The sequence below is a fragment of the Stutzerimonas stutzeri genome (assembly GCF_024448985.1).
In the GTDB taxonomy this organism is placed as follows: Bacteria; Pseudomonadota; Gammaproteobacteria; order Pseudomonadales; family Pseudomonadaceae; genus Stutzerimonas; species Stutzerimonas stutzeri_AP.
In genome coordinates, this window is sequence record NZ_JAMOII010000005.1 from 24,795 (window position 1) to 38,403 (window position 13,609).

The following is a 13,609-nucleotide window of genomic DNA, read 5'->3' on the forward strand; positions in this document are numbered from 1 at the left end:
GGTGCCTTAGCTCATTCGGGATGCCGTAGCCCGACGAGGCGCATCGAGCCCGTCGCAAGATAATCTCCTTCCAGCTCGGCCAGACTGGCCGTGGCCATGGACAGCGGCGCATCGCGATGGCCACTGACCAGCCAACCGCCCAACACACCGACGAAGGGTTGGTGAGTCACGAGCAATAAATGCTGCTCGATGCGACGGTCGAGATAGAGCATGGCATCCTTCGGGTCGGACTCCGGCGTCAGCCAGGGCACCGTCTCGACCGCTCCGGTAAAGCCAAGCGTCTGACGGATGATCTCGGCGGTTTGCTGAGCTCGCTGGTACGGACTGACGAGGATGGCCTGAAGAGGTTGTCCCTGCAAATGACTGGCAGCATGCTCCACTTCAAGTTGGCCGGCCGCCGTCAGGTTGCGCTCCGCATCGGTACGGGCTCTGGGCTCGGCCTCGCCGTGGCGCAGTAGCCACAGCTTCATGGCTGCGGCTCCTGCTTCGGAGCCTCGGGCGCGACAGGCGATGCCGTTTCAATGTCAGCGGGACGCGGCTTGGGCCAATCCGACATCGGCCACGGCTTGCGATCGGTGTTGAACGTGCCGAAGCGACCTATTTGCGCCACGTACTGGCTGAGGCTGTCACCCAGCTCTTGCAGGCTCACGTTGACCTTACCGTTCAGCGCCCGCAGGACCATCTGCGCCACCACGACGACCAGCAGCACCAGCTCGGCCACTTGCCAGACAAAAAAGAAAAGCAGCATCCAGATTGCGCGCAAGATCAGCGACTCACGTTCCGCGCTACGTTGTGATGTGTTCATCCATACCTCCGGTGTCGTTCAGAAGCCATCGGTGGAGATGAAATCCACGTCTGTCTTCGGCTCGCCGCGCATCAGCAGCTCGATTACCTGTTCCAGCGTACGCCCCTCGAACAGAATGGCATGTAGCCCCGTGACCAGCGGCATATAGACCTGCAGCTCTTCGGCCTTGGTTTTCAATACCTTGATGGTGTTGACGCCCTCGGCAACCTCACCCAGGCGTGACACGGCCTGTTCTAGGCTCAGGCCCTCGCCAAGCGCATGGCCCACCTGAAAATTGCGGCTTTTCGACGAAGTGCAGGTGACGATCAGATCTCCGACGCCCGCCAGTCCAAGAAACGTCATGGGATTGGCTCCCAGCCGGACGGCAAAGCGCGTCATCTCGGCGAGCGCACGCGTGATCAGCATGCTACGTGTGTTCTCACCCATGCCGAGCGCGGCGGCCATACCGGCCATGATCGCGTAAACGTTTTTCAGCGCGCCCCCGAGTTCCACACCGAACCGATCGGCACTGGCATAGACGCGGAAGGTCCGCCCGTGCAAAGCCTGCTGCACGCATCGGCATAGCGCCTCGTCGTGGCTGGCCACCACGGTTGCGGTCAGCGCATGCTCGGCCACCTCGCGAGCGAGATTCGGACCCGAGATCACACCGATTCGAGCCTGCGGTGCGATTTCCTCCAAGATCTGGCTCATCAGCATGAAGCCATTCGTCTCGATGCCCTTGGTCGTGCTGACCAGCATCTTGCCCGACAGCTGAGCGGCGAACGGCGTTAGCGCCTGGCGTAGCGCGCTGGACGGGAGCGCCACGAAGACCAGCGAGCAATCCGCCAGCGTCTGTCCCAGATCAGTGACTGGACAGACCTGAGGAAGGATCGTCACGCCTTTGAGGTATCGAGGGTTCTGGCGCTGCGTGCGAATGAACTCGGCCTGTTCGGCATCGCGCATCCACAGGCGCACTCCTTGACCATTCTCGGCCAGTAGATTCGCAATGGCGGTACCGAAGCTACCGCCGCCAAGCACCGCAATGGGTTGCTGTTCAGTCATGGGGTATCCGTTCTGAGCCACTCGGTGGCAGTGCCGGCATTATACGTAGCCGTCAGTGCGCAGCCAGTGCAAAGCCCAACGTCATTGGAATCATCAGGTTACAGTTTCCAGCGGTATATTGAGCCGGCAGAAGCCGCTTTATTCGGCTAGCTCTCGCTATCGTCATGACACTTTGTTCATCGGGTCATAACGGACAGAACGTCACATGGTCGTTGTCATAGATCAGGAGTGTTAAAGTATCGGCCCGTTTCTACCATGGTCTTCCTACGAGTTGGTCGAAACGAGCGGTATCCTTGGGCTGTGACTTTCAGCGCAGGGTGACAGTCTATGACTAGTCTTTATGATCGGACTCTTCAATCTTGAGTCAGATAAAAAGCAGCAAGCCCTCCATAAAAGGGACCATTGAGGAATACGCATGACCAAACAACAGGCCTTTACTCGGGAAGATCTGCTCCGTTGCAGCCGCGGCGAGCTTTTCGGGCCCGGTAATGCGCAACTGCCTGCGCCGAACATGCTGATGGTCGATCGCATCGTTCATATCAGCGAAGTGGGCGGCAAGTACGGCAAGGGCGAGTTGGTCGCCGAGCTGGATATCAACCCCGATCTCTGGTTCTTTGCCTGTCATTTCGAAGGTGATCCGGTAATGCCGGGCTGCCTGGGTCTCGATGCCATGTGGCAACTTGTAGGGTTCTACCTCGGTTGGCAAGGCAATCCGGGCCGTGGTCGTGCGCTAGGCTCAGGAGAAGTTAAATTCTTCGGCCAGGTCCTGCCGACCGCCAAGAAGGTCACCTATAACATTCATATCAAGCGCACCATCAGTCGCTCGTTGATCCTCGGCATCGCCGACGGCACAGTCAGCGTCGATGGCCGCGAGATCTACAGTGCCGAAGGTTTGCGTGTCGGCCTGTTTACCTCTACCGATAGCTTCTGAAGGACTTCCGCATGCGTCGCGTCGTGATCACCGGCCTGGGTATCGTTTCCTGCCTCGGCAATGACAAAGACACCGTTTCCGCCAACCTGCGCGCCAGCCGCCCCGGCATTCGCTTCAATCAAGCCTATGCAGACATGGGTCTGCGCAGCCAGGTCTCAGGCTCGGTTGATCTGAACCTCGAGGAGCTGATTGACCGCAAGGTCCTGCGCTTCATGGGCGATGCGGCGGCTTATGCCTATCTGGCCATGCAGCAGGCATTGGAAGACTCCGGCCTCAGCGCCGATGACATTTCCAATCCACGCATCGGCCTGATCGCCGGTTCCGGTGGTGCTTCGACCATCAACCAGATGGAAGCCATCGACATCCTGCGGGACAAGGGCGTCAAGCGCATCGGCCCATACCGCGTGCCGCGCACCATGAGCAGCACCGTATCGGCCTGTCTGGCCACGCCGTTCCGCATCAAGGGCATCAACTACTCCATCGCTTCGGCCTGCGCCACCAGCGCGCATTGTATCGGCGCGGCGATGGAGCAGATCCAGCTGGGCAAGCAGGACGTGATCTTCGCCGGCGGCGGCGAAGAGGAACACTGGAGCCAGAGCTGCCTGTTCGACGCCATGGGCGCCCTCTCCAGCCAGTACAACGACACGCCGGAAAAAGCCTCGCGCGCATACGATGCCAAGCGTGACGGTTTCGTCATCGCTGGCGGCGGCGGCATGGTGGTGGTCGAAGAACTGGAGCATGCGCTCAAGCGCGGTGCCAAGATCTACGCGGAAATCGTCGGCTACGGCGCCACATCCGACGGCTATGACATGGTCGCCCCGAGCGGCGAAGGCGCGCTGCGCTGCATGCAGCAGGCGATGGCCACCGTCGAAGGCCCGATCGACTACCTAAACACCCATGGCACTTCCACGCCAGTGGGCGACGTGGCTGAAGCCAAGGCCGTGCGCAACATGTTCGGTGACAAGCTTCCGGCCATCAGCTCGACCAAGAGCCTGTCCGGTCATTCACTGGGCGCCGCAGGCGTGCACGAAGCGATCTACTCCATGCTGATGATGGAAGGCAACTTTATTGCCGGCTCGGCCAACATCGATGAGCTGGATCCGGAAGTTGCTGATCTCCCAGTCGTTCGCGAGACCCGCGAGAATGCCAAGATCGACACCATCATGAGCAATAGCTTCGGCTTTGGCGGCACCAACGCAACGCTGGTACTCAAGCGCTGGAAAGGCTGATCGTCCGAACAGCGCAGTAATGAAAACGCCCCGATCAGCAAGCTGATCGGGGCGTTTTCATGTGAGCTTCAAAGCTTCAAAGCTCAAGCTGAAGTAAATCGCAGGGAGTCGGTTCAGCTTAAGCCTTCATCCGTCACTGCGACTGTGTCGCCATGAGCCATACAGGACGCCGCTGTAAACAGCGCGTCAGTGGATGAATTCAGCGCAGTTTCAGCCGAATCCTGCACCACACCGATGATGAATCCGACCGCAACCACCTGCATGGCCATATCGTTGGATATTCCGAACAGACTGCAAGCTAGCGGAATCAACAACAGCGAGCCACCAGCCACACCGGAAGCACCGCAAGCGCAGATAGAAGCGAGCAGACTGAGCAGAATGGCGGTAGGAATATCTACAACGACACCCAGCGTATTGACAGCGGCGAGGGTCAGCACCGTGATGGTGATGGCTGCCCCGCCCATGTTGATGGTCGCGCCCAGCGGAATCGACACCGAGTAGGTGTCCTTATGCAACCCGAGACGCTCACACAGCTGCATGTTGACTGGGATGTTTGCCGCCGAACTGCGCGTGAAGAACGCAGTGATGCCACTTTCACGCAGACAGGTGAAGACCAGAGGATAGGGATTCTTGCGAATCTGCCAGAACACGATCAACGGATTCACTACCAGCGCCATGAACAGCATGCTGCCGACCAGAACTAGTAGCAGTTTCAGGTAGCCAGTCAGCGCCGAGAAGCCGGACTCGGCAAGCGTTCCGGCTACCAGACCGAAGATGCCCAGCGGCGCAAAGCGGATCACCATCTTGACGATCAGCGTTACACCTTCCGACATATCGGTTATCAGGTCACGCGTGCTGTCACGTGCATGGCGGAAGGCAAATCCGAGACCTATGGCCCATGCCAGAATGCCGATGAAGTTCCCTTCGATAAGTGCCCGTACCGGGTTGTCTACCACGTTGAACATCAGCGTTTGCAGCACCGCGCCAACACCGGTGGGCGGGATCACATCGTTCGCCTGGCTGGTCAATATCAGCGTCGTTGGAAACAGTGCACTGGCTATCACCGCTACCACAGCGGCGCTCAAGGTACCCAAGGCATAGAGCATCAGAATCGGCCGGATATGCGTCGGCTGCCCGCGTTTATGGTTGGCCAGCGACGCTGTCACCAGCACGAACACCAGGATCGGGGCGACAGCCTTCAATCCAGACACGAACAGATCACCCAGCAAGCTGACCGACTTTGCCGCTTGCGGAAACAACCAGGCCAGCAGACAACCGGCGACAAGCCCAACAACGATCTGCGTTACCAGACCGACGCGGTTATAAGCTCTGAAAAGACGGGTTGATAGGTTGGACATTACAGAGTCTCGGCGTAAGAGGCTGGAGCGAACCCAAGGCTTTCCCGGCAATGGAGCAAGCGAAGGTTCGAATAAAAACGCCGAATAGTACGCATCCTACGCCGATATGCCCAGCATTGAGACGAACCGAGGGCTGCCGCCGATTTGGCTGCGGTACAGCGACGCCCCGGCGGACCGGGGCGTCATGGGTCGATCAGATCCGGAAACGCGCAACCATCTCGTTCAATCGGGTCGCCAAATGCGACAGCTCCTGGCTCGCTGCGCTGGTCTGATTGGCGCCTGCCGAGGACTGCAATGAGAGGTCACGGATATTGACTAGATTACGGTCGACCTCACGTGCCACCTGGGCCTGTTCCTCCGATGCGCTGGCGATGACCAGATTGCGCTCGCTGATCTGGCTGATGGCCTTGGTGATATCCTCAAGCGCCTCACCGGCCGTGCGAGCAACGTCCAGCGTGCTACGCGCCCTTTCGTTGCTGGAGCGCATAGCGTGAACAGCCTTGTCGGTACCCTGATGCACGTCACCGATCATCTGCTCGATTTCTTGAGTGGACTGCTGAGTACGGTGCGCCAGTGCTCTTACTTCATCCGCAACGACCGCAAACCCGCGCCCAGCCTCCCCAGCGCGTGCCGCTTCGATGGCTGCGTTGAGTGCCAGCAGATTTGTCTGCTCGGCGATCGAGCGGATCACATCCAATACCTTGCTAATGTCTCGTACCTGGCCGGCCAGTTGCTCGACCTGACTCGCTGTAGTGGTGACGTCACCCGCCAGCAAACCGATGGATTCAACTGTTTTGATCACCTGCTCACGGCCATGCTGCGCAGTCTTGTCCGATTCGCGCGAAGCTTCTGAAGTTGCCACCGCATTGCGGGCAACCTCGTCCACTGCTGCAGTCATTTCATTCACGGCGGTAGCGGCCTGCTCGATTTCGTGGTTCTGCTGATGCAGCCCGCGGGTCGAGTCCTCGGTTACGGCGTTGAGTTCTTCGGCCGCCGAAGCGAGTTGATTGGACGAATCGGAAATGCCCTGGAGGGTGTTGCGCAGATTTCCTTGCATGGCTTTGAGCGCCACTAGCAGACGAGCAGGCTCGTCATTACCATCAATGATGAAATCCTGCGTCAGGTTGCCAGAGGCTACGGTCTCGGCGATGCCTACCGCTTGGTTCAAGGGATGAACAATACTGCGAGTGAACAACCAAGCCAGCCCAAAGGTGAGCAACGCTGCCAGTGCGATTGTGAAGATGGTCCAGAGCTTGGCGGAGTCAAATATCTCGGACGATCGTTCAGCGGAACGAGCTGCGCCCTGATTGTTGTAAGCCACCAGGGCGCGCAAAGCTTCACTAAGATGACTGGCGGCAGGATTCATTTTGGTTTCGATGATCGAAACCATTTCCTGAATTCGTCCTTCGCGATCCAGCGGGATAATTTCGTTGACTACCTTGTAATAGCTTTCCCGTGTTGCCTGATATTGGCGAAACAGCTCTTCCTCTTGGGGGGAGATGATTGTCTTTTTATAGGCGCTCTCCATATCTTTCAGCTGCTCATCGAAGCTGGCCAGGGTCGCCCTTGTATTTTCCAACGTCGCCGCATCACGGTTCACCGCAAGCCGGAGGTTGTAAAGCCGAATCCGTAGGATGTGCTGATTCAGATCGCCGAGCGCCATAATGCTAGGCAGCCAGCCTTCATTAACGTCTTTCGATTCAGCATTCATCTGCCCCATCTGTTTGAGCGACAGCAGGCCCAGAAGCAGAACAATCAAGCCGATGAGGCCAAATCCCAACACTGAGCGTCGGGGAATGGTTAGTTTTCGCAGGGACATGGGACTTCTCCACACCATGAATTAAAGACGCACACACCGGACAAGCCGATGCCGTTAGCGAGCTTATCGTCCCCGCTTAGCTTTTTCTAAAGGGGTACAACTATTTTTTGGCGCCAAAAACCGTTCGTCCAGATGAACGGTTTATGTCGAAGTCACCGAGAAGGCAAGAGCGCCAGGAAGTTATCGCGCGCAACCATGCGTGCCGTATCGGGAGACAGTGCATCGAGGAACGGCACAAAAGCCTGCATGGATTCGCCCAGGCTATCGAAGCGTCCGACGACATCCGATCCCAACACGAAACGGCTCGGATGGCGCTCTACGAGCTTTATCCAATCCGGATTGGGCTGCTCTTCTCCATCGAGCAGGTAGGGCTTGAGCATCGTCCATGATAGATCGATGTAAAGGTTTGGATAGTCATCCAGCAATCGAGTGACCGTTTCCAGAAGAAAATTGAGCTTTTCCTGATGGCGGTGTAGCTCCATGCTCGTGCCCGCGTGCGCCCAAATGAAGCGGGTATGGGGATGATTACGCAGCGCCTCCTCCAGCTCACCCAGATACAACGGATTACGCTCACGCTTGGAAGTAACGTTGGAGTGCAACATCACCGGCAAATCGAACTCGGCCGCGAGGTGGTAGACGCGTGTCAGCGCTTCATTGTTGGCGCGAGGTGTATCGCCTTCGGTCAAGGCAGTGACGTCGTCGTGCCGCGTGAATATTTCTCCCAGCCCCTGCCAAAGACCCGGATCGAGTTCGAGCATTCGCCGGATATGCGCATCGGCATTCTTGTCGTTGGGATTGAAGCCTGAGAGAAACGGATGGAAACGGCGTCGCTGCTCGTCGCTCAGCTCTTTCAGGGCCGCGGCAACCACCACATCGGTCGCGCTGTACCAATAAACCGGCGCGTCGTCGCCAGCATAGTAGCGAGGCCGCTTGGGTTCGTTTTCGTGCCACTTTTTGGCAACGGGGATGCCGCTGATCATCACATGGTCAATGTCACCGGCGTCCATGGCCTCGAGCAACTTTGCCATGCCATCGCTTTCCTGGAAGAAATCAACGAAATGCAGATGCGAGTCGCTGTAGCGATAGTCCCGCGCTTGGACCGGTGCGATCGAGGCGACCAGACACATCGCGACAAAACAGTTTCGTAAGTTGAACAACCAATGACCTCCTGACAGCCAAGCGGATAGACCACCTTACCGCGTGGCGGTTCAGTAGCAGAATGCGGTTTGGCTCGGGTGTCGGCGAACGCCCGAAAAAGCAGGCTATAGACCTGAACGCAAAAGGCCCGTCAATGACGGGCCTTCCAAACGCCTATGCGTACCTTAGGCTGAAAGCTCAACCAGCAGCTTGTTCAACCGCTGAACATAGCTGGCTGGGTCCTTGAGGCTATCACCGGCGGCCAGCGCGGCCTGATCGAAGAGAATGTGCGCCAAATCGGCGAAGCGATCCTCGTCCGGCTCGGCATCAAGCTTTTCAATCAACGGATGCTGCGGGTTGATCTCAAAGATCGGCTTGGACTCCGGCACCTTCTGCCCGCTGGCCTCGAGAATCTGGCGCATCTGCAGCCCCAGATCCTGCTCACCAATCGCGAGGATCGCCGGCGAATCGGTGAGACGGTGCGATACCCGCACCTCGGCCACCTCATCACCCAGCGCGCCTTTCAGACGCTCGACCAGACCTTCCTTCGCCTTGGCGATTTCTTCCTGGGCTTTCTTGTCCTCTTCCGAGTCCAGCTTGCCAAGATCCAGATCGCCACGCGCGACGTCTACGAACTGCTTGCCATCGAACTCGGTGAGGTAGCTCATCAGCCACTCATCGATACGATCGGTAAGCAGCAGCACTTCGATGCCCTTCTTGCGGAAGACTTCTAGATGCGGGCTGTTCTTGACCTGGGCGTAGGATTCACCGGTCAAGAAGTAGACCTTGTCCTGTCCTTCCTTCACGCGACCCAGGTAGTCGGCCAGCGACACACTCTGCTCACCAGAAGCGTCCAGGGTCGAAGCAAAGCGCAGAAGACCAGCGATCTTCTCCTTGTTGGCGAAGTCTTCGGCCGGACCTTCTTTCAGCACTTGGCCGAACTGCTTCCAGAAGTTCTTGTAGTCCTCCGGCTTATCCTTGGCCAATTTGTCCAGCATGTCCAGGACGCGCTTGGTCAGTGCCGACTTCATCGAGTCGATGACCGGATCTTTCTGCAGGATTTCCCGCGACACGTTCAGCGACAGGTCGTTGGAATCGACCACGCCCTTGATGAAACGCAGGTACAGCGGCAGGAACTCATCGGCCTGGTCCATGATGAACACGCGCTGTACGTAGAGCTTGAGCCCCTTGGGCGCCTCGCGCTGATACAGATCGAACGGAGCGCGTCCCGGAACGTATAGCAGCGACGTGTATTCGAGCTTGCCTTCGACCTTGTTGTGGCTCCAAGCCAAGGGGTTCTCGAAGTCATGACCGACGTGCTTGTAGAACTCCTGATACTCTTCGTCCTTCACCTCGGTACGTGGACGGGTCCAGAGCGCGCTGGCCCGGTTGACGGTTTCCCATTCGGGCTCGGCCGGCTTGTCCTTCTCCTCACCATGAAATTCCTTGGGCAATTCGATTGGCAAGGCGATGTGGTCGGAGTACTTCTTGATGATGTTGCGCAGACGCCAGCCATCGGCGAACTCTTCTTCGCCCGACTTGAGGTGCAGAACGATACGGGTTCCGCGCTCCGGCTTGTCGAGGGTAGCGACTTCGAAATCACCCTCACCCTTCGACGACCAGTACACGCCTTCCTCGGCGGGCGTACCGGCGCGGCGACTGAACACCTCGACCTGATCAGCAACGATGAATGCAGAGTAGAAACCCACCCCGAACTGACCGATCAGGTGCGAATCCTTTTTCTGATCGCCCGAGAGGTGCTTCATGAAATCTGCGGTACCAGACTTGGCAATGGTACCCAGATGGGTGATGACGTCATCGCGATTCATGCCGATGCCGTTATCCTCGAGGGTAACGGTCTTGGCGTCCTTGTCGAACGTGACACGGATCTTCAGGTCGGCACCGCCTTCGAGCAACTCCGGCTTGGCCAGCGCTTCGAAACGCAGTTTGTCGGCGGCATCGGACGCGTTGGAAATCAGCTCGCGGAGGAAGATCTCCTTGTTCGAATACAGCGAATGGATCATCAGGTGAAGCAGTTGCTTCACCTCGGTCTGGAAGCCCAGGGTTTCTTTGTTTTGAGTTTCCACACTCATCGTCTTGCAAACTCCACATCGTCAATGGCAGGGACCGCGATTGCGGCAATGACAAGCAGATGGGGGCTGGGTGAGGAAAATCAAGTGCGTCGAGCGGCAGCCTCTACTTCAGCTCGAAGCCGGAAACGCCAGACAGGTGACGGTGGCCCGTGCTACGGCTCAAGCAGTTCGAGGAGGACGATGTCGTCCGGCGCAAGATTGTAGATAGCCTCTCCAGGCCCTTTCAGAATCCGCCGAATTGCCAGGCTTCCGTCTCGATCGACACCAACGAAGCGCCCTTCCGCTACCCCGCCGCGTTCCGTATGTGCCCGCACCTGAAGATGCTCATAGCGCGCTGGATTACGCAGTAACCGCTCGAGCGAAAACCGCTGACGGCGATCGGTGCGAGGCAGCGGCGTGCTGTCCATAAGCACTTCCGGCTGGATTGCCGCCACCTTGGGTTGTGTTTCGACGTCTACAAGCAGAGGAGGATAATCGTCGTTTTCGACCGCCCAGCCTCGTTCATCCTTACGAACATTCAGCTCGAAACGGTCAGTCGTCCCTTTCACCGCTGCTTGCACAGAGACAACCAGGGCCGATGCCGGAAAGCTGACCCGCGCAAGCGATTCGATGGTTACGGCGGGCGTCTGGAAACGTCTCTGCAGGTAATCCTCGGCCAAATAGGAGAGCGTATCGGTCGAATCGTGAGTCAGATCGACCTGACCCGAGCGATAACGAAGACCGTCCGTGAAAAGCTCGACATGGCCGCTGATACTGGTGCGGTAATAAGCCGGTAGAACTAGATGAAAGCCGCCGGCCAGCCTGTTCGGTGGTACCGGCTGCAGATCGAGATGCAGGGTGTAGCCGCTCTTGATCGTGCGCGCTTCCGGCAAAGCCTGCTCCGGACGCATCCAGTTAATCTCGATTTCGGGCATCGGATTGGCATCCTGCGGCAGCACATCGACCTGCAACGCGCCCGTCGGAACGGCCCCCAAGCGAATGCTGATCTCCTGCAATGCGAACAGACCATCACCCTCCCGTAGCGTCAGCACGCCATCCATGAGGGTGCCAGAGTGGGGATTGAACGGGCGCCCATCAAGCTGACCGTGCAGTTGGATGGCCAGGTCATGGCTCTGCGCACGTTCGTCCGGCTCAAGCCATTTGAGGCTGGCAATTGCCGCGATTCGTTCCGGCTCATGATTGGCGAGCAGTATGAATCCAACAACCAGAGGTATGAATCCCAGCCCCGACAGTCCGATGGCGTTGCGAGCGACACTCCAGTGTCGAATCACGTAGATCAGAGTAATAGGCGGAAGCAGGCTTCCAATACCCCACAGCAAGCCCGTGCCAAAGGCCAGAACGATCAACCAGACGATACCCGCTACTATCAGCAGTAGCCCGCCCAGTATCAGCAACGCATCCATTCAACACCCTTCATACATCTATAGTGGCGACCGCCAGACGTATCAGGGCTCGTTGACCTTGAAGTGACAACGTGCAGTGGCTATTGGCTCGGCCTGATTCGTTTGCCAGGCTGTCACGGCGACGTTGGCTACCCGACGCCCCTGACGCCAGACCTGGCATGCGGCAAAGGTGTCACGATAGTGACCGGCCCGAAGATAATCTATCGAGAAGTCGATGATTTTGGGTAAATGTGGCGCGCCCATGAACATCAATAGATGGAGCATCGCAGCATGCTCCATGAAACCGGCAATCACACCACCGTGGATGGCCGGAAGCGTGGGATTGCCGATGTTGTCCAGGTTCTTTGGCAGCCGGAATACCATCTCATCGCCCAGCCGCAAACACTCGATGCCAATGAGCTTGGCATACGGCACCATTTGCAGCAGCGCATCGTAATTGTTGCTGGCGTGAGCTTCGCTGACCAACGCATCAAGATCCAGACGGCTCATCGAGGCACCTCCGGCGCAGGAAGCGGGGCGTTCGTGCCCATACGCATGAATGCCCCGACGACGTGTGCGATCGGCTCATTGATATTGCGCTGGTACGCCACCCCGCGCGTGAAGATTACTGTCGGTGTGACCCGATAGCATTCCGCGAAGCCGAACACATCGTGATTCGGTTCCGCCGGGTGCATGTAATCGATGCGCAGGTCGAGCGTCGGACAGATTTCCAGCTCGGGAAGCGCACACGCCGTGGAGATACCGCAGGTCGTGTCCATGAGCGTAGTGATCGCCCCGCCGTGAACGCGCCCGCTTTCGGGATCGCTAACGATCTTTTCGCTGTACGGGAGGCGCAGCGTGAGCCCTTTAGCATCGGCGTGTTCGACGCTCATGCCGAGGACTTGGCAGTGACGTAAGAAGGAAAGGAAGCGCTGGGTACGCTCCAGTATCAGGCTATCGCTCATGCGAACTCTCGAATGTAAAAAAAGCCGGCCATATTAACCGGCTCGTTCGTTGCGCTCTATTCCTTGGGAAGCTCGGCAGGCATGGTTGGCGTAAATACCATCACCTTCAACACGTCGGAATGGAATTCGCGCCGATAGAGGATCAACACGACTCCAGCCGTTACACCCATGAAGAACCAGGGATGGATGAACCAGGCCAGCGTGGCCATGCCGAAATAATACGCACGCAGCCCGAAGTTGAACTGGTTGGCCGCCATCGAAATAACTCGGGCGGAGCGCTCGGCAAATGACTTGCGCTCCTGGTCGCTGACGTTGCGCTCACCGGCCATGGGCGCCGAGGCCACCAGCACAGCGGCAAAGTTGTACTGCCGCATGCACCAGCTGAAGGTAAAAAAGGCGTAGACGAAGACGATACCCAGTGAGAGCAGTTTGATTTCGGAAAGTCCTCGGCTCACTGGTTGCGCGAACGGCAAATCAGCCAGCAGCGAAACCGCTCTGTCCGAAGCGCCCAGCGCGGTGAGAATGCCCGCCAGGATAATCAGCGTACTGGATGCGAAGAAGCTGGCATTGCGCTCCAGATTGCCGATCACGTTCGCATCGGCGATCCGGTTGTCACGCATCAACATGCGCTGCATCCAGTCCTGACGGTAAAGATGCAGTACCGAGGCCAGACAAGCCGTATCCCTGGCTCGCCAACTGGCGTACCGGGTATATCCGGCCCAACAGAGGATGAACCAGACCACGGCAATCAGGTGCGGCAGCAGATGACTCGGAATAGACATAACGCCTCCAAACACTCGCGCCTGATTATAGCCAGCCAACACCGACGCCTCGGCTCCAGGTTTGCAA

At 58.0% G+C, this 13,609-nt stretch carries 13 protein-coding genes; 2 read left to right on the forward strand and 11 right to left on the reverse strand.

Annotated elements, in window-relative coordinates; translation table 11 throughout:
- Nucleotides 1-11 precede the first annotated feature (11 nt).
- Genes sixA through NA647_RS08705 form a run of 3 tightly spaced genes read right to left on the reverse strand, consistent with a single transcriptional unit; the run spans nucleotide 12 to nucleotide 1,846 of the window.
- Nucleotides 12-470, reverse strand: a complete 459-nt coding sequence (sixA, locus tag NA647_RS08695) for a phosphohistidine phosphatase SixA (protein WP_256057324.1) — start codon at nucleotides 468-470, stop codon at nucleotides 12-14.
- The gene (locus NA647_RS08700; protein WP_256048708.1) at nucleotides 467-805 is read right to left on the reverse strand and encodes a DUF4389 domain-containing protein; all 339 of its coding nucleotides are present in this window, start codon (nucleotides 803-805) and stop codon (nucleotides 467-469) included. The genes sixA and NA647_RS08700 overlap by 4 nt, the downstream gene beginning before the upstream one ends.
- Before the next feature lie 18 nt (nucleotides 806-823).
- Entirely contained in the window at nucleotides 824-1,846 is a 1,023-nt protein-coding gene (locus NA647_RS08705) for an NAD(P)H-dependent glycerol-3-phosphate dehydrogenase (protein WP_256057325.1), read from the reverse strand.
- Nucleotides 1,847-2,261: 415 nt separating this feature from the next.
- Between NA647_RS08705 and fabA the strand changes: the two genes are divergently transcribed.
- Together fabA and fabB are read left to right on the forward strand one after the other, a co-directional pair.
- Nucleotides 2,262-2,777 carry a 3-hydroxyacyl-[acyl-carrier-protein] dehydratase FabA gene (gene fabA, locus NA647_RS08710; protein ID WP_045161538.1) on the forward strand — a complete coding sequence of 172 codons (516 nt, stop codon included), beginning with the start codon at nucleotides 2,262-2,264 and terminating at the stop codon, nucleotides 2,775-2,777.
- 11 nt (nucleotides 2,778-2,788) lie between these two features.
- Complete coding sequence (gene fabB / locus NA647_RS08715; RefSeq protein ID WP_256057326.1) at nucleotides 2,789-4,006, forward strand: beta-ketoacyl-ACP synthase I; 1,218 nt, start codon at nucleotides 2,789-2,791, stop codon at nucleotides 4,004-4,006.
- Nucleotides 4,007-4,119: 113 nt separating this feature from the next.
- Here fabB and sstT read toward each other — a convergent pair whose 3' ends face one another.
- The 8 genes from sstT to NA647_RS08755 form a co-directional block, all read right to left on the reverse strand.
- Nucleotides 4,120-5,364, reverse strand: a complete 1,245-nt coding sequence (sstT, locus tag NA647_RS08720; RefSeq protein WP_256057327.1) for a serine/threonine transporter SstT — start codon at nucleotides 5,362-5,364, stop codon at nucleotides 4,120-4,122.
- A gap of 193 nt (nucleotides 5,365-5,557) precedes the next feature.
- Nucleotides 5,558-7,183: a methyl-accepting chemotaxis protein gene (locus NA647_RS08725; RefSeq protein WP_256057328.1), complete on the reverse strand. Its 1,626-nt coding sequence runs from the start codon at nucleotides 7,181-7,183 to the stop codon at nucleotides 5,558-5,560.
- 152 nt (nucleotides 7,184-7,335) lie between these two features.
- On the reverse strand, nucleotides 7,336-8,310 hold the full coding sequence (locus NA647_RS08730) for an amidohydrolase family protein (RefSeq protein ID WP_256057454.1): 975 nt from the start codon (nucleotides 8,308-8,310) through the stop codon (nucleotides 7,336-7,338).
- 195 nt (nucleotides 8,311-8,505) lie between these two features.
- Nucleotides 8,506-10,413 carry a molecular chaperone HtpG gene (htpG, locus tag NA647_RS08735; protein WP_256057329.1) on the reverse strand — a complete coding sequence of 636 codons (1,908 nt, stop codon included), beginning with the start codon at nucleotides 10,411-10,413 and terminating at the stop codon, nucleotides 8,506-8,508.
- A 152-nt stretch (nucleotides 10,414-10,565) separates the two neighbouring features.
- Complete coding sequence (locus NA647_RS08740; RefSeq protein ID WP_256057330.1) at nucleotides 10,566-11,816, reverse strand: MFS transporter; 1,251 nt, start codon at nucleotides 11,814-11,816, stop codon at nucleotides 10,566-10,568.
- 42 nt (nucleotides 11,817-11,858) lie between these two features.
- Complete coding sequence (locus NA647_RS08745; RefSeq protein ID WP_131651538.1) at nucleotides 11,859-12,305, reverse strand: PaaI family thioesterase; 447 nt, start codon at nucleotides 12,303-12,305, stop codon at nucleotides 11,859-11,861.
- Nucleotides 12,302-12,760 carry a PaaI family thioesterase gene (locus tag NA647_RS08750; RefSeq protein ID WP_256057331.1) on the reverse strand — a complete coding sequence of 153 codons (459 nt, stop codon included), beginning with the start codon at nucleotides 12,758-12,760 and terminating at the stop codon, nucleotides 12,302-12,304. Before NA647_RS08750 ends, NA647_RS08745 begins: the two co-directional genes overlap by 4 nt.
- Before the next feature lie 56 nt (nucleotides 12,761-12,816).
- A complete protein-coding gene (locus NA647_RS08755) occupies nucleotides 12,817-13,542 on the reverse strand; it encodes a DUF599 domain-containing protein (protein ID WP_256057332.1) in 726 nt (241 codons plus the stop codon).
- Nucleotides 13,543-13,609 lie beyond the last annotated feature (67 nt).

Excerpts from the sequence above, each read along its gene's own strand:
- NA647_RS08745 (WP_131651538.1), bottom strand. The coding sequence starts at position 12,305 with ATGAGCCGTCTGGATCTTGATGCGTTGGTCAGCGAAGCTCACGCCAGC.
- sstT (WP_256057327.1), bottom strand. The coding sequence starts at position 5,364 with ATGTCCAACCTATCAACCCGTCTTTTCAGAGCTTATAACCGCGTCGGT.
- fabA (WP_045161538.1), top strand. The coding sequence starts at position 2,262 with ATGACCAAACAACAGGCCTTTACTCGGGAAGATCTGCTCCGTTGCAGC.
- NA647_RS08705 (WP_256057325.1), bottom strand. The coding sequence starts at position 1,846 with ATGACTGAACAGCAACCCATTGCGGTGCTTGGCGGCGGTAGCTTCGGT.
- NA647_RS08755 (WP_256057332.1), bottom strand. The coding sequence starts at position 13,542 with ATGTCTATTCCGAGTCATCTGCTGCCGCACCTGATTGCCGTGGTCTGG.
- NA647_RS08725 (WP_256057328.1), bottom strand. The coding sequence starts at position 7,183 with ATGTCCCTGCGAAAACTAACCATTCCCCGACGCTCAGTGTTGGGATTT.
- NA647_RS08700 (WP_256048708.1), bottom strand. The coding sequence starts at position 805 with ATGAACACATCACAACGTAGCGCGGAACGTGAGTCGCTGATCTTGCGC.
- sixA (WP_256057324.1), bottom strand. The coding sequence starts at position 470 with ATGAAGCTGTGGCTACTGCGCCACGGCGAGGCCGAGCCCAGAGCCCGT.
- NA647_RS08730 (WP_256057454.1), bottom strand. The coding sequence starts at position 8,310 with ATGTGTCTGGTCGCCTCGATCGCACCGGTCCAAGCGCGGGACTATCGC.
- htpG (WP_256057329.1), bottom strand. The coding sequence starts at position 10,413 with ATGAGTGTGGAAACTCAAAACAAAGAAACCCTGGGCTTCCAGACCGAG.
- NA647_RS08750 (WP_256057331.1), bottom strand. The coding sequence starts at position 12,760 with ATGAGCGATAGCCTGATACTGGAGCGTACCCAGCGCTTCCTTTCCTTC.
- fabB (WP_256057326.1), top strand. The coding sequence starts at position 2,789 with ATGCGTCGCGTCGTGATCACCGGCCTGGGTATCGTTTCCTGCCTCGGC.
- NA647_RS08740 (WP_256057330.1), bottom strand. The coding sequence starts at position 11,816 with ATGGATGCGTTGCTGATACTGGGCGGGCTACTGCTGATAGTAGCGGGT.